The organism is Rhodococcus sp. IC4_135 (assembly GCF_011602025.1).
Taxonomy (GTDB): Bacteria; Actinomycetota; Actinomycetes; order Mycobacteriales; family Mycobacteriaceae; genus Rhodococcus_F; species Rhodococcus_F baikonurensis.
Window position 1 is genome coordinate 1 of sequence record NZ_JAAOLG010000042.1, and the last position, 20,790, is coordinate 20,790.

Genomic DNA, 20,790 nt, shown 5'->3' on the forward strand with positions numbered 1-20,790 from the left:
TTCAGCGGATGGACGCCCGGTAACCCTGCCGATTCGTGACCAGCGGACCGGCGCACCGACAGAAAAGGATCCTCATGGCCATCGAGCTCTACCTCGTCCGTCACGGGAACACCGCGTTCAACGCCGACGGACGTCTACGCGGTCTGGCCGATCCACCGCTCGACGACGTCGGCGAACGCCAAGCCGCCGCAGCCGCTGCAGCTCTGTCCGAGGCAGCAGCGGCCTCGATCCTCTCCAGCCCCTTGCAGCGTGCAGCCCGCACCGCCGAGATCATCGCCGACACAATGGGTATCGAGCACTACGTCGATGCCCGCTTCAACGACCGCGACTACGGATTCTGGACCGGGCATCGTAAAAGTGAAGTCCTCGCCGAATGGGGCACCGTCGACGCGGCACCAGGTGTGGAACCGACCGAATCCGTCCTCGCCCGCGTCCTGCCCGCTCTCGACGACCTCGCCGAACACACCTCGGATTCGACACCGTTGATCGTCGTCACCCACGACGCCGTCATCCGCCCCGTGATGAAACGCCTCGACCCGGCAATCGCGTTGACCGTTCCCACCGGGTCCTATCAGCGGCTGAGCTACTCGCAAGGACAGTGGCAGATAGATCTCGTCGATCAGCAACCCCAGATCTGACCGAAACCACCGAACACCCACTGCGCCACATACTCGACGAGGAGGACGCCATGACCCACTCCCCACACATCCACGACACCGTGCGATCACCACTGACATCTCATCTCGGTCAATCCCGCCCGCAGATGGCCACAACCAGGCATGTCGTCGTAGGCTTCGGGACCGGCGACATCAGCAAGAACGCGTTGGCGTTCGCGGTCACGTTCGCCGCAGGCCAGGACGCCGACGTCCATGTCGTGCACTGCGTCGACAGCGAAGACATGCCGATCGAAACCGACTCGCCCCAGTACGAGAACCGCTTCCAACACGCGGTCGCCGCACAACGTGATCATGCCGTGGCAGCACTACAGACCTTCCCCGGAGCCTGGACTTACGACTGTGTGCGAGCCGACCCGGCAGAATATCTACTCAAATCGGCAAAAGAGTACGGTGCATTCGTCATCGTCGTCGGCGCACCACGTACGGGAGCCGTATCGGCGCTGGGAGCCCTGCTTCACACCTCCGTCTCGAGCAGACTCACTCGTCAGGATCAATACCCGGTACTCCTGATCCCCGCTGCCGTCACTGCGACAGCATGGCCACCGCAAGTGCGCTAATGTCCACAGCCTGCACTGCCTGCCCCCGGGAAGAGAAAACAGAGACAGCGTCGCCATCTGGACACCAAACACCCGGCCATGATCGTAGCGGGTACCGACGATCCCTTGCACCCCGACGGAGCGTCAACAGGGTCTTCCGTGAAGGTTCAAACTCGTCATTCGGGAGGTTGAACGGTGTGCGCGACGATGTTCGGGAACCCTGGCATGTTGAGTTGAACGGCACGACGGGCTCGCCGATCGATGTGGTCGAGTTTTTCCTCGGTAGCCGCCAGGCTCACGCGGAGTCCTTCTGCTTCACCGATCCAGCCTTCGCTGTCTGCCTCGGCAATTCGGGCAGCAAGGTTGTCGCGTATCTCGACCAGTCGGAAACGTTGTGCGGGATCCACACGTAAGACGGGGCACCGGATGCAACTGTGTTCGTGTTGACAGCTGGTGCCGTAGGCGCGGCCGCATTCGCCGAGGGCGAGTTTGCGGCGCTCGAAGTGTCCGAGAAACTCATCCCATTCGGCATCTGTCGGGGTGCGGTACTCCTCGCTCGGGCGGAGGGCGCGTCGGCGCGAGATGAAGGCGCGGTGACCGTTGATCGCTTCCTCCGGGTAGATGGCTTTGTATCCCATGGTCGTGTTGATGTCCTTGTGCCCCAACAGCACTTGAGCGATATGCGGAGGCATGCCGTTCATGATGGCGTCGGTAGCGAAGATTCGGCGCAGATCGTGGGGCTGGAAGTACAGTGGTTCGCCTGCTGCGTCCTTCACTCCTGCTGCATCGATGAGTTCGGTCAGTGCATTGCGGATCAGGCCTGCGGACACCGCGCGGTGGTGACCGCCGCATTTCCATTGGAACAGGAGTGGGGCGGGTGCCACCCAGATACGTTCGTTCCGGTCGTAGAGAGGTACAAGAGGTACCCCTCCGTCCGCGCCGCGTATTCGGGACACGATTGTCGACAGCATGTCGGCGAGGTCCGGGCTGACCACCAGTAGGCGTTCCTCGTCTGTCTTCGAGGGTGCTATCTGCAGTAGCGGGATGAGCTCTCCGGTGGTGGGTAATCGATATTGGGTGATGCTGTGGTGGCTGATTTCGAGCATCTCTTCGATTCGAACGCCTGTGTGTCGCAGGACTTCCACGGTTGCCAGAGCCCAGAATGCCCGGTTCTCGGCTTCTCGGAGCCGGATGGTTCGTCCCTCGGAGTCGTAGATCACCGGAATGCCGTCGGCGCTTGCTTTCAACCATGGGTCCGACTTGGTGTAGGTCTTGCCGAGGACGGTGAATTTGGAGCCCGGCGATGCCGCAACAGCGGCCTCGAGGAGCATCTTGGCGTCATGGGCTCGTTGTTCGGCGATCCGCACCAGTTCAGGCAGTCGAGGTAGTCGCTCTCGTGTGCGCTGATCCATGCGTGCTTTGCGTCGGCGCCCAATCTTCTTCGCGCTCGTCTCTCCGGGGCCGATCGGACACGGCACTACCCACCGTGCCCACCGTGCGGGGTCGAGTGCTGCCCACGCCGCCAGGTCGAGATAGAACGCGCGCACAGCTGTCAGCATGTCGGTGTAGTTCATTCGTGGACTACGGGTCTCGGCGTACGTTCCGTCGGGGAGTCGGCGGCGGCTGACCTTCCACCGCATGCGTTCTTTCCACGCCTGGGCTACGCCGCGGTCGAGTTGCAGCGAGTCGATGCCCGGATGGGTGGTCTCCAGGTTTTTCCAGAAATGCAGCGCCAAATGTCGTGAGAGATTGTCCAGCGTCGTGTAATCCAACGAAGGGTGACGCTCGGACAGATAGTCCACGAGGAGATTCCGGACGTCGGAATTTGCGATGTCGAAGCGATCGACGAGTTCTGCGACGGTGCTCTGTCCTCGATACACCGTGACGAATCGTAATGTCGGTGGCGCGTCTGGTGGGAAGATCCCGATGTCGTGGAGAAGTTTGTAGAAGAGGTAGCGCGTTTTACCTCTCGAACATACGGCGAGCTCCGCCTGGCGAAGTTCGACGCAGTCACCGACGGTGATGTCGGAGAGGCCGCCGCCTTTGGACAGGATCAACATGGAGATCTGCCATCGTGCAGTTCGACCTTGCATTGCTTGGGCAGTCTCTGCACCTGCCGCGGTCTCCAGTCGCTCGAATCCTTTCGGATCTCGGCTGATTGCCGCCCAGTCGCGCCAGTAGTGCGACCGGTGCAGTTGGACTACGAAACGTAAATGCGGGCGAATCAGATCCGCGACGAACAATCCGATCAGGGCGTGGGTCAGGACCGTGGGCCGGACCGATGGCACGCCTTGTGCGTCCAGCCACGTTTCCGGTATCGAAACCCATCCGAGACCGTGTTCGGCGACGCCACTGTGGTTCCAGCGGTCTTGCCAGCTCTTTCCCGGAAACGAGTTCAGCCAACGCAAAAGCAGCCCAGCACCTCGGACGGCATCGCGCTGAAAGCTCTCGCTACCCGGAGCCCGGATCATGAGCGCTTCCACCCGCTTCAGGGCGGCTACTCGGCCGAGTTCGGTCGTCTTCCACGACGATGGCACCACACGGGGTGGATACCGGTCGAGGAGTGTGTCGATGACACTGCGGTTCGCACCTTCGCGGGCATCGACGTTCAGGCTCCAACTGGCAGGCACTTTGGAGACACGTGCAGAAACCATCAGCGTCGACCTCCGAAAAGTACGTCCAGTACTGCCGGGTTGTAGCCCGGCGCTGGCGGTGCGGGCATCGATTGGGTGTTGCCGGGGTGTCGAGCATGGTGGGCTCGGACGTGTGCGAAAACTTCGTCGCGGCTCGGGGTCAGATACAGCTGAGTGGTTGTCAGGTGCGCGTGGCCCAGGATCCATTGCACATCGGACAACGGCATGTCAGGATCGCTCGTCATCCGATAGGCGGCGGTGTGGCGCAGGTCGTGAATGGTCCAATTGGATCCCAACATCGATTGCGCCCGTGAGAACATCGCGCGCGCACCCGAATATGACAGTTGCCGCCACGGCCTTCGCAACGTCATCCACAAGGGATGATTGCAGCCGCGAGGGGCATCCTTTCCCCATGCCTCTTCTTGATAGATCCGCAACCACACGAATGCATCTGGCGACGCCGGCAACTGTTGGACCTCCCGGGTCCCCTTCCTTGTTACCGTGATCAATTGCTGGCCCGGATCCGCACACTGCTGGGACATCGACAGGAGCTCGTCGGCGCGGGCACCGGTCGAGACCCAAAAGGCCAACATTGCCCGATCTCGGTTAGAGGACAACGCCGCGAATAGTTCGTTGAAACGGTCGTCGGGAATGCGCTTCGGTATCCGTTTCGGAACCTTGGGTCTGTATCGGCCCTTCCGCTCGTTACGAAACGGATCGTGCGGATCGTGATGCGCGTTCGACCGAAAGGCACGGGGCGAGCGATCCACCGGGAACGGATTGACGACCGGCCCGGCACCGATGCTCATCTGGAAATCGTAGAACGCCCGCAACACCGTTTCCGCGTGCGCTCGAGTGGCCGGGGAGAATTTCTGTCCCTGCCGCGGCTTGCCGGTGACCTCGTTGACCATCCAATGGCCACTCTTGGCCGCGTTGCCCCCTACAGGTGTTGTGCCGGAGACTTTTTCGCCCCGTCTCCGCCAGTGTTCACGCCTGGGTTTATCCGCAATCTTCATCCAACGCGCAAAATCACGGCCCTCCGCGGGAGTGGCTCTCTCCCATCCCACGTCGACCGCTGCGAGAAATCTCCACCACCGCAACAAGTCATGTCCGTACGATCGGATCGTCGCCGACGACCGGTCACACGCGTGAAGTTCCTCGAAAAATAGTGTCGCTGTACCGATTACCTCACCGGACGCATCGAGTAACCTGTACGGTTCTGCTTCGGAACCTGTCGAAATCAGCCGCCCCACGTCGGGAACGACCAGCCCTGCAAGATCAGCCCGGCGCGTCTCGCTGCACATACTGAGGAAAGTATCAGCACCACATCTGACCTGCAATGATGCGAAACGTTAGTTCAGTTAACACGCCAGCGCTCCCCCGTCGGTGGATGCCCGAGTGTGGCGAGCATCGGCGACACTGGTTTTCCCGTGGCGGCGCTCATGACTTCTACTGTGCGCGGGTTTGTACTGGTTTCGGCCAGTTTTCCGAGGTTGAGACAATAACGAGATGACCGAGAATGCAGAACCCGATGAGGTCCAAGGGTGGAGTCCAGCCCCGGACGAGGACCAGGCCGGAACGGTGCTGACGAAGGATGGTCAGTGGCCTACCGGTACAAGGACGGTGCGGATCTGATCTTGATGAAGATGCCGGAACGTCCTACCCCGGCGTAGGAGTGCAGCAGTGAGGCCCGCACCGAATCCGTTGCGGGCCTTGCCTGTTGGTTAGCCCAACTGTGTATTCATCTTGTTTGCAAGCCATTCCGCGTCTGACTGGACCATCGGTCCGCGTAGGCAGTAGCGGCCGCGGCCGTCTTGGACGTAGTGCGTGAAGCACTCGTTCTCGTATCCGCCGTGTTCTTCGGTGCGGGGTATCACGACAAAGCGTGTGGGAGCGACTGTTTCGGTCATAGTGATGCCTTCCTGCGAGTCGGTAGAGTCGCTCCCCTGTCACCATGTCGAGTGCTTCTATCTCTTCCACAACCTCGAACAGGTCTACAACACTCCCGCTTGTTGTCACAGCGCTATCCACATTGTTACCTATTAATCGTCCTAATGCGATATAATCGTCATATGACGATTGGTAGTGATGGTTGTTCCGCAGTCTCTGCGGACAGTTCGGCCTCGGCTCTCGGAGCTGCGGTGGCGTTGTTTCACAGCCTCTCCGACGGTGCCCGTCTGGCCATCGTGCGGCGGCTCGCAGACGGTGAAGCTCGGGTTGCGGACCTTGTCGGCGAGTTGAATTTGGCGCAGTCGACGGTATCGGCGCATGTTGCGTGTCTCCGGGACTGCAATCTCGTTGTGGGGCGTCCGCAGGGCCGGCAGGTGTTCTACTCGCTGGCCCGGCCGGAGTTGATGGATCTGCTCGCCTCTGCGGAGACGTTACTTGCCGCGACGGGGAACGCGGTTGCCCTGTGCCCGAATTACGGTATCGAGAGCGGAGTTAGCCATGAGTGACGCATGCGGTTGCGGTCACGACGAACCCCGCGTCGAAGGCGAGGAGGAGCACGGTCCCGAAAAATGGTGGCAGGTAACCGAGATCCGGGCAGCGGCCGCGGCAGGTGTGCTGCTGATCGCGGCGCTGATAGTGGGTCTGGCCGGTGGGCCGGATGCTCTCGGGCTCAGTCTCGAGGTGGGCGCCCTGGTCATTGCCGGTTACACGTTCGTCCCGTCCACTCTCGCGCGCCTGGTCAAGGGCAAGATCGGGGTCGGCACCCTGATGACGATCGCGGCTGTCGGCGCGGTACTGCTCGGTGAGGTCGGCGAAGCGGCCATGCTCGCGTTCTTGTTCGCGATCAGCGAGGGACTCGAAGAGTATGCGGTCACCCGCACTCGCCGGGGCCTGCGGGCCTTGCTGTCTCTGGTGCCGGCCACCGCGACAGTTCTCCGCGGCGGCCGCGAGGAAACCGTTCCGCCCTCCGAACTCCAGCTCGGTGAGCTCATGGTCGTCAAGCCTGGGGAACGGATCGCCACCGACGGGGTCATTCGCACCGGCCGCACTGCCCTGGACACCTCCGCGATCACGGGAGAATCGGTGCCCGTCGAAGCCGGTCCCGGCGACGACGTATTCGCGGGGTCGATCAACGGTACCGGCGTCCTCGAAGTCGAGGTCACCGCTGATGCGCAGGACAATTCGCTGGCCAAGATCGTGCGGATCGTCGAGGCTGAGCAGTCTCGCAAGGGCGAGGCGCAGCGCCTCGCCGACAAGATCGCCAAACCGCTGGTTCCGGGCGTGATGATCGTCGCCGCAGTTATCGCCGCGGTCGGCAGTGTGCTCGGAGATCCGTTGGTGTGGATCGAACGCGCCTTGGTGGTGCTGGTTGCAGCTTCCCCGTGTGCGCTGGCCATCGCGATCCCTGTCACCGTTGTCGCTGCAATCGGTGCGGCGTCCAAGCTTGGTGTCCTGGTCAAGGGCGGCGGTGCACTCGAGGCTCTCGGCCGGATCCGCACCGTTGCGTTGGACAAGACCGGCACCCTCACCCGCAACCAACCTGCCGTGATCGACGTGGCCACCGCGAACGGCACCAGCCGCGAGGACGTTCTCGCTGTGGCCGCAGCGCTGGAGGCGCGCAGCGAGCACCCTCTCGCTCGGGCGATTCTCGCCGCCGTCGACGACTACGAACCCGCCGACGACGTGGACGCGGTCACTGGGGCGGGCCTGACAGGCTTCATCGACGGAGTACCTGTGCGGCTCGGTCGACCGGGCTGGATCGAGCCGGGGTCGCTGTCTGGGGATATCGAGCGGATGCAGCGCGCCGGGGCCACTGCGGTCCTGATCGAGCGCGCCGGAACGGTCATCGGGGCGGTCGCCGTGCGTGACGAGCTCCGACCGGAAGCACGTGAGGTGGTTGCCGGGCTACGCCGCGGCGGCTATACCGTCGCGATGCTCACCGGCGACAACGAACGCACCGCCCGGGCGCTGGCCGCAGATGTCGGGATCGACGACGTGCACGCCGACCTGCGCCCGGAGGACAAGGCGCGGATCGTGGAAACCTTGCGTGCGAGCCGTCCGACGGCGATGGTCGGGGACGGTGTCAACGACGCCCCCGCCCTGGCCACCGCCGACTTGGGTATCGCGATGGGCGCGATGGGTTCCGACGTGGCCATCGAGACCGCCGATGTTGCTCTGATGGGTGAGGACCTGCGGCACCTGCCGCAGGCGTTGGCGCACGCGCGCCGCTCCCGGACCATCATGTTGCAGAACGTCGGACTGTCGCTGGCGATCATCACCGTTCTGATGCCGTTGGCCTTGTTCGGGGTTCTCGGCCTGGCCGCCGTGGTCCTGGTGCACGAGGTCGCTGAGATCGTGGTCATCGCCAACGGTGTCCGGGCCGGCCGCGCGCAAGCCTTCCCTGCCGGATCGGTACCCGCACCGGCGGGGAAGGTCGAGGCCCGCACGTGAGCGAATTAGCGGCTCGATCAATCCGCACAGGTAGCACGCGGCGGGTGATTCTCGTGGTCGTCGGTCTCGCTCTCATCGCGATCGCACTGTCGGCCGAACCCGTTGCGCGCCGTACCCTTTCCGGTGCACGCACCGTCGATATGGGATTGCTGCAACTGAAGTTGGCGTACAACAGCGGTGTCGCGTTCAGCATCGGCCACCAGCTTCCGGCCTGGATCATCCTCGCGGTCACCGCCGCCATCACTCTCGGCGTCGGAATTTACGCCTGGCGCACTGTCCCCACCGCTTCACTGGTGGGGACGGTGGGTTGGTCGGCGATCCTCGCCGGAGCTGCCGCCAACGTGATCGATCGTGCCGTCGACGGAAAGGTCACCGACTATTTCCACACCGGCTGGTGGCCCACCTTCAACCTCGCCGACACCTACATCACCTGCGGCGTCGTGCTGCTCGTCGCATCACTGATCTTTGAGTCCACCCACGACCCGGCCGATCCCCCGCCCGCACAGGAGAGTTCGAAATGACAGCAATACCCGAGATCAGGCCGCGCCGCGGCAGCCGCCGGATGCGAGGATGATCGGCACCATCGCCGCGGCGGTAGCGATGTTCGCCGGCACCAACATCGACGACATCGTCGTACTGACCGTCCTGTTCGTCGCCTCCGCCAGTCAAGGACGGCCGCGGGCATGGCAGATCGTTGCCGGCCAGTACCTCGGCCTGATCACCCTCGTCGCGATCAGTGTGGTCGCCGCCCTCGGGTTGGTGATCGTGCCTGAGGACTGGGTTGGACTACTCGGGTTACTTCCCCTGTCGCTAGGAATCTGGGGACTGATCCGGGGCTTACGCAGCGACGGAGACGGTGAACCCGTAGTGGTCGCGGCCGGGACGATCAGCGTCGCCGCCATCACCATCGCCAACGGCGCCGACAACATCGCCGTCTACACCCCGGTCTTCCGCACTCTCGGTGCGCCCCAGACCATCGTTACCATCGCCGTGTTCCTGATCTGTGTCGGACTCTGGTGCGCCGCCGGCAGAATGCTCGGCACCCACAAGAAGGTCATCGACACCCTCGAGCGCGTCGAGCACTGGCTCGTGCCCACGGTCTTCATCGGGCTGGGCGTCATCATCCTGCTCGAATCCGGTGTGATCGGCCGCCTGATCGCCGCCGCGGCATGACCGACACTGCTGGCACGGTGGCACCTTGATCCGTCCCGGCTCCTCACGGTCGCCGGGGCACTCGGATGTCTGCGACTCCGCGCACCGCATCCCGGCCGGAGCCGTGCATGGCGCGTCACAACGGTCCGGCCACCGAAGCAAATGCGAGCGGAAGATCCAGTGCGAGTTGGCAGAACGACAAACTCGGACGGCGCCCGAATGATCGTTGGACCAGCGGTGGCCGCCTTCTCGGACGTCGGCACGGGTAGGGGTTGGGCTTCCTGCCCTCTGTCGGAATTATCCGATGGCCGTTTGCTGAAATCGGGGAGATCAGCCCCGTGAACCACTCGCATCGTGCGGCTTGCGCAGCGGCGGCGCATTCGTCAGGCGGGCGGTGTGTGGAGGCCGAGCTGCACGGCATGCTCGTAGTCATCGTCAATGAGGACCACTGTGCGGTGTTCACGGTCGAGAAGTGAAGCGGCGATCGATGCGCGGTAACCGGATGCGCAGTGCACCCACACTTCGGCCGCGGAAACTTCCTCGAGTCGGTGGGGTAGCTCGTGGAGGGGAATGTTCACGGCACCAGGAAGGTGGCTGTCCGCGTACTCGGACTGTTGACGCGCATCAAGGACGCTTATCTCACGTTCGCCGGTGGCCGCCGCGAGTCCGGCGAAGTCGGATACATCGTAGGAGCGGACTTTTCCGTCGCCGACCAGCGAGTGAATCTCACCGACGGCGGATCCGGAGGGACTGTCGATGCCGATCCGAGCCAGCTCGCGGGTCGCCTCGGCGATCTGGTCGGTTGTTTCACCGATCAGCGTCAACGGCACGCCCCACTGATAAAGCCATCCGAGATAGGTGACGAAGCTGGTCGACAGTTCGAACCCGAGAGAGCCATCGACGTGGCCGGCGGCGAAAGCGGTGCGTGCTCGTAGGTCAACGACCCATTGCCCGGCGTCGATGCGGCGACGTAGTTCGTCTGGATCGACGGGCTCGGGCATGGACAGGTCGATCGGGGCCGGCCCTTGGGTGTTGATGACGCCCATATGGGCGTAGTACGCGGGATATGCAGACAGGCCTGCGATGAGCTCGTCGACATAGGTGTGTTCGTCCTGAGTCAGTGCGGGGTTGGACTGCTGCTGTTCACCGATGGTGGACGAGTCCCCGCTGGTCGGAGTTGCGGCACAGAAGCTACCGAACCCATGTGTGGGGTAGACCTCCACCTCAGCGGCCAGTTCGGCCGCGATACGGCGGACCGAATGGTACTGCGCGTGGGTCAGTTCATCGGTGTGCTCGGAGCCGAGCAGGTCAGTGCGCCCGGTGGACCCGTAGAGCATTGAGCCGCCGGTGAAGATTGCGATCGGCTCGCCGCGCCGGTGCAGAACGTAACTGACGTGGTGATGAGTATGCCCTGGGGTGTGCATGACCTCGAACGTCGTCGATCCCGCGTCGACGACATCGCCGTCGACGACTGCTCGGCGCTCGTATTGGACCGGATCGCCGTCCGGGACGACGTATTCGGCACCCGTGGCGCGCGCAAGTTCCAGGCCGCCGGTGACGTAGTCGTTGTGGATGTGGGTTTCCAGCACGTGGGTGATGACAGCGTTCTTTTCTGCTGCCAGCGCCCGGACGCGGTCGATGTCGCGTTGTGGATCGATCACCACGGCGATACCGTCGTGGCTGATCAGATAGCTGCGGTCGCCGAGGCTGGAAGTTTCAATGATGGCGATGTCCGGGTCGGTCGTGCTCATGAGGAGCTCCTACATGTTGTCGGTCGGCCTCGTTCCTGACGTGAAGCGGGCGTTCAGGCCAGCGCCAGGAAGAGCTTTTCCAGTTCTGCTTCGGTCATGGGTTCTTTGTTGTCTGCCGTTCCGCCGGTCATGCACTCTCGGAGGCCGGTAGCGACGATCTTGAAGCCCGCTTTGTCGAGGGCCCTGGAAACAGCGGCGAGCTGGGTGACAACGTCTTTGCAATCGCGTCCGTTCTCGATCATGCCGATCACTCCCGAGAGTTGGCCGTGTGCGCGGCGGAGGCGGTTGAGGACCAATGCGATGCTGTCTTCGTCGCCGATCATGGGGTCTCCTTCAGATGCATGGTGATGCCAGAAATTGCCAGATTACCCCCGGGGGCATCTAAGGGGGTGCACGGTCGATCATCCGAGAACGAGTGTGTCAATGAGGACGTAACCTGCCACGACAAACACCAGGTAGGAGAACCACTGCCTAAGTGAGTCCGTGGCGATGCGTGTGCCGAATCGTCCGGCCACCAACGAACCCGCAATGGCTGCGCCTGCGAACGCTGCCGTCAAGGGCCAGTTTCCGCTGAGGCCCTCGGCCTGAGCGATGAGTCCGGCGGCGGAGTTGGCGACGATGACCACCAAAGAGGTTCCGACGGCGACACTCATCTCGATTCCCAGTAGCAGAACCAATGCGGGGATGATCAAGAAGCCTCCGCCGACGCCGAATAGTCCGGTAAGGACACCGACGCCGAATCCGGTCGGTATGGACCGAGGTGCGCATCGGCGCCAGTTGATCCCGGAATTGCTGGTCCTGCAGGCGGTTCCGGGATTGTCGGTGCTGCGCAGCATGCGTGCCCCCGCGAGGATCATGACGATCGCAAAGCCGATCATCACGGCAGCTTCGGGTAGAAGCTTGCCGAGGGCAGTGCCGGCCAGGGTGCCGAGGATGCCGGTGGCGGCGAAGATTGCCGCGAGTCGCCATTCGATGAGCCGCGCCCGCACCTTGGGAATGGCCCCGGCCGCGGAGGCGACACCGATCACCAACAGCGAAGTCGGTATCGCCTCCGGCAGGGGGAGCCCGAGGGCGTACACGAGGATCGGGACAGCGAGGATCGATCCACCGCCTCCGAGGAGACCGAGCAGGATTCCGACGGTGAGGCCGAGCGCCAGTGCCAGGGTCAACGTCATCAACTGCGTACTGCACCCTGGCTGCCGAGCGCGTCGAGGGCGGCTTGGAGTTTGGTGGTGGCCTCGGCCGCGACATCTGACAGTGCTGGTTCGCCCGTCACTTGGACCATGAGGTCCGGGTTCATCGCTTCGACGATGACCGATCCGGCGGTGGTGTCGGCACGGACGACGACGTTGCAGGGCAGTAGCAGGCCGATCTCACGCACGATTCCTACGGCGCGGTGTGCAAGCGTGGGATTGCACGCGCCTAGGATCAGATACTTCTCCATGTCTGTGCCAAGTTTGGCTTTCAGGGTGGCCTGCATGTCAATTTCGGTCAGCACGCCGAAGCCTTGCTCGGACAGTGCTGCTTTGGTGGCGGTGACCGCCGTCTCGAAGTCGGTGTCGGTCAAGGTGGTCGAGAGTGCGATGGTCATGGTGGAGAATTCCTTCCGTTCGTCGAACTGCGGCAATTGTGTGCCTATCCGTTTCGGGGGTGGCGAAGACTTGGTACGCCCGCTCTGGTGAGAAGCGCACTTGCCGGGCACCAACCGACCGCGGCGTAGAGGGCGAGGTTCGCGGCGGCGAAGGCGCTGAGCAGCCTCCACCGTGGTGCGTGGAGTTCGCCGAGGGTCAGGCCCGTGGCGGTTACGCCGGCGGCCAGTGCGGGGACGATACGTTCGATCGGCCACCCGGCAGACGTGCTCGAATGCGTGATGTTCGGATCGGTCATGATTCCTCCGTGAGGTGTTGTAATGGTCAGTGCGAGAAGCGGATCGACGGCAACATTCTGCGCAGCCAGCCCGGTGCCCACCATGCAGCGTGACCGCTCAGCCGGAGCAGGACCGGGAGCAGGATCAGCCTGATCAGGAAGGCGTCGAGCAACACCGCGACGCCGAGGATGATGCCCATTTCCTTGGGTGGGAGCGGATCGGAGAGCGCGAAGGTGAAGAACACGGCGACCATGACCGCCGCAGCGGCGAAGATGACGCGTCCGGAGTGCGCGAGGCCGTCGACCTGAGCAGCCTTCGGGTCCCCGGTCTTCTCGTAGTGTTCTTTCGCGGTGGCGAGCAGGAACACGGTGTAGTCCATGGCGATGGCAAAGATCATCGCGAAGAAGAACACCGGCCCCCAGCCGTCGAGGAAACCTTGAGGGGTGAAGCCGAGCAGCGACGATCCGTGTCCGTCTTGGAAGATCAGCTTCGCAACCCCGAACGCTGCGGCGGTCGACAGCAAACTGACGGCGGTGCCGAGGATCGCGATCAGTGGTGCCTGCAGAGCGACGAGCAGCAGGATGAAGCCGAGGGCGAGGATGATCCCGATAACCAACGGCAGGTAGTCGTTCAGGGCTTGCTGCAGGTCGAGGTTCTCCGCTGGCGCGCCGCCGACGAGCGCGGACTCCGGTAGTTGTGCGCGTAGGTCACCGAGGATCGTGCCCATGGCCTCCGAGGAGGGGTCCACGGCAGGAAACGCTTGCAGCAGTGTGTAGTTCGAATCGTCTGTTGATGGTGTGGGCGGGGTGACCATCGAGATCCCGTCGACGCTGCTCGCTGCCGCGGCGGTAGCAGCCGCATCGGAAGACGGGACAACTATCTGCAGCGCGCCGGGTGCCCCGTCACCGAACTGGGCCTGAACCAACTCGTAACCTTGCCGAACGGGCGCATCGTCGGGAACGACAGCGATGGACGGCATTGCCACCTTCAGTCCCAGGACAGGTAAGGCCAGGGCGACGAGGATGCCGACGGAGACCAGCGCGAACGGCCATGGGTACTTGTGAAGCAATTCGCCCCACGCAGCGAACTTCGGGGATCGGTGCTGTTGGCGTTTCGCGTAAGGCAGGGATGCTGCGTTGACCTTGGGGCCGAGTGCGCCCAGCGTGGCCGGAAGAAGTGTCATGGTGGCGATCAGAACGAACGTGACGGCCAGCATGATGCCTACGGCCATGGTGCGCACGGCCGGTGCGGGAACGAGCAGCACTGCCGAGAGGCTGACCAGGACGGTAAGTCCGGACAGGATCACCGCTTTGCCTGCGGTGTCCATGGTTTCGGCAACGGCTGCTCGTGGATCGGCCGTACGGAGGGCGTCGCGGAAGCGGGCGACGATGAACAAGGCGTAGTCGATGCCGAGAGCGAGGGCGAACATCATCGCGAAATTCATCGCCCATACCGAGATCGGTGTGACCTCGTTGAGCAGCACCAAACCGCCGGCGGAGGCGACGAGTCCGGCCACTGTGAGCAACAGCGGCAGCCCGGCAGCGACGAGGGAGCCGAATGCGAGCACCATGATCGCCAAAGTGACTGGCCAAGAGAATAGTTCAGCCTGAATCATCGCATCGTGGTTGGCTTTGTTGAAGTCGGACCACAACGCGGAGGATCCGGTGGGATAGACCTCGATACCGTCGCCGGAGAGTGCGGTCAGCTCGTCTTTGACATCGTCGACGGCTTTGACCATGTCGTCCGTGTTTGCGTTGGCGCCGGCGATGAGGATGCCGGTGTGGCCGTCGGGGCTGATGGTCATACCTGGCTGTGGGGCGATGACGGCACCGAACCGGGTGTCACCGTCGAACACAGCTGTGACGTCGATGAGTGTCTGCTGCACGGTGGGATCGTCGATCGACGCGGTGTCCGAATGGACCACCACCTGAACCGCGGCCGAGGAGTTCCCGCCGAAATGCTGTTGCGCGAGTTCACGGACCTGGACCGATTCGGATCCGTTGGCTTGCCACCCAGCACCCGCCAGTGACGAAAAAACCGACGGCGCTGCAGATCCGAGCGCGACAAGCGCGATCAGCCAGACACCGAACACCCATCGGCGGCGTGCGACCATCGCGCTTCCCAGGCGTCCGAGCATGCCGGGTGTAGATACGCGATCACGATCGTCACGACCGGTGGCCGTCACGGTGTCGGGCACAGACATAACTTCTCCTAAAATACGGGTGGGGGTATTCCAATAAGCGAGTTAGTCGCCGGTAAACCTGACCCAACTGGAGGGTTAGGCCTTTGCACTCGCGGCCGGATTAGCGGCGGAACAGCGATCGCAAGGCGCTGCACCGATCGATAGGACCAACGGACTGAGTAGAGCAGGTGCACTGCCGAAGCCGTGGAACATCCTTCATGACGTCGTCGACATGTCGACCGCAACCTGCCCACGTGATCTTCTCGCATATCGGACACGGGGCGGGGTAACACATGGGCAGTCCTTTCTGACGAGCGTCTACCCACTGTGGCACATACCCAGGGGGGTATGCAAGTACCCCTGGGGGTATATGATCTTGGGACCTTCCTACCCCTCGGGCGCCCACAGATGAATGGGCAGATGCTCGTCAGGTGACGATGCGGGAACCCTGACCTCTCGTCCAGCGCGACGCACCCACGTGACGTTTCGATGGCGCGTCGTCAAAAGTTCCAAACTCCCGCTGCGGAAGATCGGAGAACGACGAGGTCGCCTTCCCAGTTGCTACCTCGAAGAATCTGTGGACCGCCAAGCTGAGTTCGACAGGGCGCAACGATCTGCACCCAACGAACTTCGATCTCCGCCGATCCCAAGCCCTCGGGAATGGAGGCGCCGTCTTTCCGAGAGCAGCACCGAGACGCGAAGACGTCCTCAGGCGATAAGGATGCTGGGAGTCCCCGATATCGGAAGCCTGGCCATTTCGTCGATTGCATCCTGAGTCGCTTCCTGCGACTTCGGGTGTGCGGTTTGACCCTCGTCATACCGGACGATGAAGAACGGGCGCCTGGGCGCGACTGACGTGGCGAAATTTCGTACCGAAACGTCCAATTTGGGTGTCCGTTGAATTTGTCCGGTATGGCGTAGGCTCTAGTGGACAAATCGTGTTCGGCAGTGGGGGTGGCGTGAAAATCGGGTATGCGCGGTGCAGCACGGTCCGGCAAGACACGGCGGTTCAGGTGGATCTTCTGGTGAAGGCCGGTGTGGATCGTGACATGGTCTATGTCGATCATGGCGTCAGTGGCCGGCAGGCTCGTCGGCCGGGTTTGGATAATGCGATCAACGCGGCTCGCGCCGGCGACGTGTTTTGTGTGACGAAGCTCGATCGGCTGTCTCGCTCGGCAAAAGATTTGCATGAGACGGTAGAGCGGATCGCGGAGAAGGGTGTGTCGCTGTCGATTGATGGTCAGGTGTACGACCCGGCTGATCCGATGGGGAAGATGTTCATTGGCATTCTTGCGTTGATGGCGGAGTTCGAGTCGGATCTGATTCGTTCCCGCACGCGTGATGCTGTTGCCGCCGCGACAGCTGCTGGGAAGATGAAAGGTAGGCCGCACAAGCTCTCACCCGAGGAGCGTGCGTACCTACTGCAAATTTATGAAACGGGCCAGTTCAAGATCGAAACACTATGTAAGAACACGGGTTTGAAGCGTTCGTCGTTGTATACCAATATTGCGCTTGCGCGGATCGAGCGGGAAGCTAGCGACCGGACCCCTCGGGTCGAGAACTGAGCTCGAAAGTGGGATCCGGCCACTAGGTCAATGGTGCAGATGTTGTCGGTCTAGTTGCTCCTCAAGCGATTTCGGTGCCCGTAGTTGGATCAGGCGGGCGTGAGTGCATTGCGCAGCTGTGCTGCGATCGCGTCTTCGATGCGGGTTGCGAGGTCGATGTCTTCTCGCAGGGTTGCTGATGCATTGGCTGCTCCGATGGTGCCGGCGCATAGGTTCCATGAGAGTCGGTGTGTGGTGGGGGTGTCGGTGAGTTCGCCTTCGGTGATGGCGGTTTCGATGATGTCGCTGATGGCGTCGACCCAGCGCGCGAAGGCTGCGCCGTTGTCGATGGTGGGTTCGAGGGTATCTTCAACTGGTTGTCCGCACGTGTCACCACAGTCAACTCGGGTAACAGTCAGTCGTATGCCCTCAGCCCTTTCAGTGATGTTCATATTCGTTTGGACTGCAACATAATTCGAACGTATAACTACCAGTTGCCATAGGAATCGATCTATTGGGCGCCCATCAGAATTGCGCGACTGACCGAGGACCGGCCGACGCCGAGTGTCGAGGCGATGGCATCGAGGCTCTTCCCTTGTTCACGTAGTGCACGAGCGCGTTCGGTGCGTTCGACGATCATGCGGCGTTCCATTTGAGTGAGCGCGGCCATGAGGTGGAAAAGGAATTCGCCGCCAGCGGTGGTGGTGTCGAACCCTTCCGCGAGGGAACGGAACGCCATGCCGCGTTCACCGAGGTTGTGAACGGTGTCGATGACGTGGCGGACGGATCGTCGGAGCCTGTCGAGTTTCCAGAGGACGAGGACATCTCACCGTCATGTCGCGGAGGTAGTTCAGGCATTCGGTGAGCTGGGGGCGCTGCATTTTGGAGCCGGATTTGTAGTCGGTGAAGATGCGGATTGCGCTGGCTTGTCGGAGTGCATGTTCTTGCAGTTCGGGGTTTTGTTCGAGAGTGGTGTTGCGCTTGAGCTTGAGCGTCAGCGTAAATTCGTCGGTCTCCTGGGTGAAATCGACCTCAAGGATCGTGTATTTCTTGATCTGCTCGGGGTTGGAGACTTTCTTGTTGGTGTCGGCGACGACCGAGTCGATTTCGGCGATCAGGTCAGCGTCATCCGACTTGGTCGCGTCGCGGAACTGATCGCAGACCGCATCAATCTGGTCGGCATCGGGCGAGTGCTCGAACTCGAAGCACACAGCGCCTCACTGCGACAGGACACTCAACGAATCACCCGCGACTACGTAAAGGATAGTAACGGCCATGACATCCATTCCGCACGCAGCGCACGATGCAACATCAGATGTCGATCGCGGCGAGCAGACAATCCCCGTCGACGATGACGCTCTCGAAAACGAACCCATCACCATCGACAACAACGTCGTCTGACCTGCGTCCCTAAGAGACCTGATCGAGCAGTCAATCCCTGCCCCGGTCGACGACTGACTGCAGTTTTGCCTTTTGACGACTCTAATCCTGCGCAGCGGGATAGGACTGTGCCCGCAGCGCGCGAGAAAAATGAGCAGCTTTACGTGCAACGGTGGCGTTAGTGGACGCTGCGGTCACGAGCATGTCGATCTCTGAGGTTGGTTCCGCCGGCGTCGGTTACCCACACAGTCATCCCTGCCAACCATCCGCCCAATTCAGCCATCGGTGGTCGCGCGCTTCTCTGTCTCGATGCGGCCTAGAGTACGCCTCCCGACGGCTCGCCGGGGCCGGGATCGCTGTGCGGAAGATGCGCACGATGAGGGCTGCATGTTCACCCGTATGGAGTGCCGTGAGTTTTGTCAGCTCGTCCGCCAGTGCGGTGAGCTCGCAGGCTCGGGTCGGCGCGAGGGTGCGGAGCTGGTCTACGTCGGTGGCGTAGAGAGACACGGGTGTGAGTGGGTGCAAGGAGTAACCGAGCGATTGGGCGCGTATCCAGAACTCTTCGGCAAGTACTCCGCTGCGGATGTAGTCCGCTGCGGAAATACCCTGCTGAGTGATGACGGCGACGGCGTCACTGCAGTTCAGACGTGTGCGGGTCTGTGCTCGGAGCGCTTGCCCGGCATCCCAGTCGTTCAATTGTTCCATGACGTCCGGGCGACGCAGGAGTTCGAGGGCGGCGAGTTCTGCCGTGGGAGTGCCCAAACTGGAGATCTCGATACCACGGGTAAGGTCGCGTGAATGCGGCCAGCATAGCTCGGAGATCATCTCCCGGTGCAGAGCGTCGGTGAGGAATCGGATGCGGTCGGTGGCACTGATGTTCTCGGCCAACCGTGCGATCGTATCCCGGTCCTGGATCAGATGTACTCCTGCCGTCGTGGAGGTCAGGCTCGCCGCTAGATGTGAGACGTCCGTCAGATCGCAAGGGGTCGAGTCGGTTTCAGGCATACCGCGATGTGTGCGTCGATCGAGCATTCCGGGGAGTTGGTGAGTGAGGGAGACGTCGGTGCCGGCAGTGAATGTGATTCGCACGGAGGTCGCCGGGCCGTCGCCGGTGATCACTGTGTCTCCGAGGATATGTCGGTGTGCAGCGGCGACCCGGGCGTTGTGCAATGCGGCGCCGAGCGCGACGAAACTTCCGCGGTACTCGATGTCCGCACTCGACGAGCGGGTTTTGTCGATACGGAGGGTGAGGGCATTGTCGTCCGTGTGAATGGTCCAGGGTTGCGCGTTACCTCCGGAGGGCGCGCGTGTAGCGGCAAAGGCGACTGCTTCTTCATTGGAGAGTGAGTCGTACTGTGCCCGTAGATCGATCGGGCGCGACCCGCCCCCCGTTCCTGAGGTGATCGAGTCGTGGGGAATGTGCGGGTCGCTCAGTTGGTCGAGGTGCTCACCGATATCGATGCGCACTCTCCCTGACGGGAGGGCCTCCCCGAGACCGAATCGGCGGATCGCGGCGACAACAGAGGCCCCACCGAGCAAAACATCTCCGCCGAGTTGAGGCCAGGTGGCCAAGGTGGTGCCCACTTCCAGGATCGAGGCGGCCATGCGGGCTGAAATCTCACGCCCTTCTAGGATTCGTAGTCCGAAGGGAATTTTTTCCTTTACGCTCAGCCCGGATACGGTGGCAGCGTCGAGATCCCCGACGAGGCCGTGAAAGAGTGGCCTGGCGGGTTCGAGGTCGAATCGTTCCACGTCGAGGAGACCGCGGTCGCTGGTTTCCATGATGACAGGAATGCCACGCTGCCGGGCCCGGTCGCGAACGAGTACTTTCACGTCGAAGGAGTCGCACTCCTCGATCACCAGGTCCAGTCCTTCGAGGAAGTCGTCGATAGTGGCTTCGTCGACGCCTTCTGTCCAGGCATCGACAGGGAGATACGGGTCCAGTTCTGCGATTCGTTGTTGAGCGAGTGTTGCCTTGTTGACTCCGAGGTCGAAGACCGTGGCCGAGAGACGGTTGAGGTTGGACAGGTCGAGGTCGTCGAAGTCCGCCAGACGCATATAGCCGACGACGCCTTCGAGAGCGAGGGCATGCGCGATAGCACTGCCGACGCTGAGCCCGACCCGAAGCCGCGAGAGAATGAGTTGTTCCTCGTTGGTGATCTTGTTGCGGTTGCGATCCAGACGCAGACGGCAGAACCCGCCGGGTCCGAGAAGATGCACCAGGGTGCGGCGCCACGGGTAGTGAATCCAGCGAGAGGATTCCGCGACGTCGTCGGCATCCGACTCTTCGTTGAGAGTGAGCAGCGAATGCTGCTGGTCGGCAAGCGTATCGAGAATCATGGCTCCGGACGTGCGCAGTTCGGTCACACGGCGCATCTGCGCCGCGTCGGCTTCGTCGAAGATTTCCGCACGCCGTTGCGTTGTCTCGTTCATTGCCGAGACCTGGTCTGTGCCGGTGAAGTCCTGCATCACGATCCCTTCCGCTTCTCAGTTGTGCGGCGGGCCTTGATCACTCGTCCGTCACCTATATCCAAGCACTTCGTGTGTGAGGCGTTGCTCACCAGGGTGCGTGGTGGGGCAGATGTGTGTGTCGGGAAGCCCTAGCCGAGGCGTCGGCGGACAATCAGCGGGCGAGTGCCCGACTGGGCGGTACTCGCGAAGTTCCGG

22 protein-coding genes and 1 pseudogene are annotated in these 20,790 nt (G+C 62.4%); 9 read left to right on the forward strand and 14 right to left on the reverse strand.

The features are described from left to right. Window positions 1-74 precede the first annotated feature (74 nt). Both G8767_RS32005 and G8767_RS32010 read left to right on the forward strand, forming a co-directional pair. On the forward strand, window positions 75-638 hold the full coding sequence (locus G8767_RS32005; RefSeq protein ID WP_064445034.1) for a histidine phosphatase family protein: 564 nt from the start codon (window positions 75-77) through the stop codon (window positions 636-638). Between the two features lie 50 nt (window positions 639-688). Further along, complete coding sequence (locus G8767_RS32010) at window positions 689-1,234, forward strand: universal stress protein (RefSeq protein ID WP_051649769.1); 546 nt, start codon at window positions 689-691, stop codon at window positions 1,232-1,234. A gap of 155 nt (window positions 1,235-1,389) precedes the next feature. On the opposite strand, the gene G8767_RS32015 is transcribed toward G8767_RS32010, so the two are convergent. The 3 genes and pseudogenes from G8767_RS32015 to G8767_RS36055 all read right to left on the reverse strand — a co-directional run. Beyond that, window positions 1,390-3,867: a site-specific integrase gene (locus tag G8767_RS32015; RefSeq protein WP_149357439.1), complete on the reverse strand. Its 2,478-nt coding sequence runs from the start codon at window positions 3,865-3,867 to the stop codon at window positions 1,390-1,392. Further along, window positions 3,867-4,757, reverse strand: a complete 891-nt coding sequence (locus G8767_RS32020) for a tyrosine-type recombinase/integrase (RefSeq protein WP_240952947.1) — start codon at window positions 4,755-4,757, stop codon at window positions 3,867-3,869. The genes G8767_RS32015 and G8767_RS32020 overlap by 1 nt, the downstream gene beginning before the upstream one ends. Before the next feature lie 102 nt (window positions 4,758-4,859). After that, window positions 4,860-5,150: pseudogene (locus G8767_RS36055) on the reverse strand (site-specific integrase); the annotation flags it as partial. A gap of 205 nt (window positions 5,151-5,355) precedes the next feature. Between G8767_RS36055 and G8767_RS36420 the strand changes: the two are divergent. Then, window positions 5,356-5,481 (forward strand): hypothetical protein, encoded by a 126-nt coding sequence (locus tag G8767_RS36420; protein ID WP_257217809.1) that lies wholly within the window; start codon window positions 5,356-5,358, stop codon window positions 5,479-5,481. Between the two features lie 89 nt (window positions 5,482-5,570). On the opposite strand, the gene G8767_RS32025 is transcribed toward G8767_RS36420, so the two are convergent. Continuing rightward, complete coding sequence (locus tag G8767_RS32025) at window positions 5,571-5,756, reverse strand: hypothetical protein (protein ID WP_042927015.1); 186 nt, start codon at window positions 5,754-5,756, stop codon at window positions 5,571-5,573. 162 nt (window positions 5,757-5,918) lie between these two features. Between G8767_RS32025 and G8767_RS32030 the strand changes: the two genes are divergently transcribed. The 4 genes from G8767_RS32030 to G8767_RS32045 are packed head-to-tail and all read left to right on the forward strand — an operon-like array spanning window position 5,919 to window position 9,420. Next, window positions 5,919-6,302 carry a metalloregulator ArsR/SmtB family transcription factor gene (locus G8767_RS32030; protein WP_074447176.1) on the forward strand — a complete coding sequence of 128 codons (384 nt, stop codon included), beginning with the start codon at window positions 5,919-5,921 and terminating at the stop codon, window positions 6,300-6,302. Further along, on the forward strand, window positions 6,295-8,247 hold the full coding sequence (locus G8767_RS32035; RefSeq protein ID WP_149357441.1) for a cation-translocating P-type ATPase: 1,953 nt from the start codon (window positions 6,295-6,297) through the stop codon (window positions 8,245-8,247). The genes G8767_RS32030 and G8767_RS32035 overlap by 8 nt, the downstream gene beginning before the upstream one ends. Then, on the forward strand, window positions 8,244-8,768 hold the full coding sequence (gene lspA, locus G8767_RS32040) for a signal peptidase II (RefSeq protein WP_042926744.1): 525 nt from the start codon (window positions 8,244-8,246) through the stop codon (window positions 8,766-8,768). The genes G8767_RS32035 and lspA overlap by 4 nt, the downstream gene beginning before the upstream one ends. A 49-nt stretch (window positions 8,769-8,817) precedes the next feature. Beyond that, complete coding sequence (locus tag G8767_RS32045) at window positions 8,818-9,420, forward strand: cadmium resistance transporter (RefSeq protein ID WP_149357442.1); 603 nt, start codon at window positions 8,818-8,820, stop codon at window positions 9,418-9,420. A gap of 362 nt (window positions 9,421-9,782) precedes the next feature. On the opposite strand, the gene G8767_RS32050 is transcribed toward G8767_RS32045, so the two are convergent. The 6 genes from G8767_RS32050 to G8767_RS32075 form a co-directional block, all read right to left on the reverse strand. Next, window positions 9,783-11,150 (reverse strand): MBL fold metallo-hydrolase, encoded by a 1,368-nt coding sequence (locus tag G8767_RS32050; RefSeq protein WP_149357443.1) that lies wholly within the window; start codon window positions 11,148-11,150, stop codon window positions 9,783-9,785. Between the two features lie 53 nt (window positions 11,151-11,203). Next, a complete protein-coding gene (locus tag G8767_RS32055) occupies window positions 11,204-11,473 on the reverse strand; it encodes a metal-sensitive transcriptional regulator (protein WP_149357444.1) in 270 nt (89 codons plus the stop codon). Between the two features lie 78 nt (window positions 11,474-11,551). Then, window positions 11,552-12,325 carry a sulfite exporter TauE/SafE family protein gene (locus G8767_RS32060; RefSeq protein ID WP_149357445.1) on the reverse strand — a complete coding sequence of 258 codons (774 nt, stop codon included), beginning with the start codon at window positions 12,323-12,325 and terminating at the stop codon, window positions 11,552-11,554. After that, window positions 12,325-12,741 (reverse strand): DUF302 domain-containing protein, encoded by a 417-nt coding sequence (locus G8767_RS32065; RefSeq protein ID WP_042926750.1) that lies wholly within the window; start codon window positions 12,739-12,741, stop codon window positions 12,325-12,327. Before G8767_RS32065 ends, G8767_RS32060 begins: the two co-directional genes overlap by 1 nt. Window positions 12,742-12,785: 44 nt before the next feature. Beyond that, the gene (locus G8767_RS32070) at window positions 12,786-13,037 is read right to left on the reverse strand and encodes a YgaP-like transmembrane domain (protein ID WP_070159981.1); all 252 of its coding nucleotides are present in this window, start codon (window positions 13,035-13,037) and stop codon (window positions 12,786-12,788) included. A gap of 26 nt (window positions 13,038-13,063) precedes the next feature. Beyond that, the gene (locus G8767_RS32075; protein ID WP_240952948.1) at window positions 13,064-15,154 is read right to left on the reverse strand and encodes an MMPL family transporter; all 2,091 of its coding nucleotides are present in this window, start codon (window positions 15,152-15,154) and stop codon (window positions 13,064-13,066) included. Window positions 15,155-16,158: 1,004 nt separating this feature from the next. Between G8767_RS32075 and G8767_RS32080 the strand changes: the two genes are divergently transcribed. Next, window positions 16,159-16,764 carry a recombinase family protein gene (locus tag G8767_RS32080; RefSeq protein WP_042926623.1) on the forward strand — a complete coding sequence of 202 codons (606 nt, stop codon included), beginning with the start codon at window positions 16,159-16,161 and terminating at the stop codon, window positions 16,762-16,764. Between the two features lie 89 nt (window positions 16,765-16,853). On the opposite strand, the gene G8767_RS32085 is transcribed toward G8767_RS32080, so the two are convergent. From G8767_RS32085 to G8767_RS36430, 3 genes are read right to left on the reverse strand one after another with little or no spacing between them, the layout of a single operon-like run. Further along, window positions 16,854-17,195 carry a hypothetical protein gene (locus tag G8767_RS32085; RefSeq protein ID WP_240952945.1) on the reverse strand — a complete coding sequence of 114 codons (342 nt, stop codon included), beginning with the start codon at window positions 17,193-17,195 and terminating at the stop codon, window positions 16,854-16,856. A 59-nt stretch (window positions 17,196-17,254) separates the two neighbouring features. Beyond that, window positions 17,255-17,515 (reverse strand): recombinase family protein, encoded by a 261-nt coding sequence (locus tag G8767_RS36425; protein ID WP_238592572.1) that lies wholly within the window; start codon window positions 17,513-17,515, stop codon window positions 17,255-17,257. Continuing rightward, the gene (locus tag G8767_RS36430; protein WP_257217828.1) at window positions 17,490-17,741 is read right to left on the reverse strand and encodes a recombinase family protein; all 252 of its coding nucleotides are present in this window, start codon (window positions 17,739-17,741) and stop codon (window positions 17,490-17,492) included. Before G8767_RS36430 ends, G8767_RS36425 begins: the two co-directional genes overlap by 26 nt. A 277-nt stretch (window positions 17,742-18,018) precedes the next feature. Between G8767_RS36430 and G8767_RS36435 the strand changes: the two genes are divergently transcribed. Next, window positions 18,019-18,144 carry a hypothetical protein gene (locus tag G8767_RS36435; RefSeq protein ID WP_256670359.1) on the forward strand — a complete coding sequence of 42 codons (126 nt, stop codon included), beginning with the start codon at window positions 18,019-18,021 and terminating at the stop codon, window positions 18,142-18,144. Between the two features lie 228 nt (window positions 18,145-18,372). Here G8767_RS36435 and G8767_RS32100 read toward each other — a convergent pair whose 3' ends face one another. Then, on the reverse strand, window positions 18,373-20,556 hold the full coding sequence (locus G8767_RS32100; protein ID WP_240952946.1) for an Rv1355c family protein: 2,184 nt from the start codon (window positions 20,554-20,556) through the stop codon (window positions 18,373-18,375). Window positions 20,557-20,790: the final 234 nt, after the last annotated feature.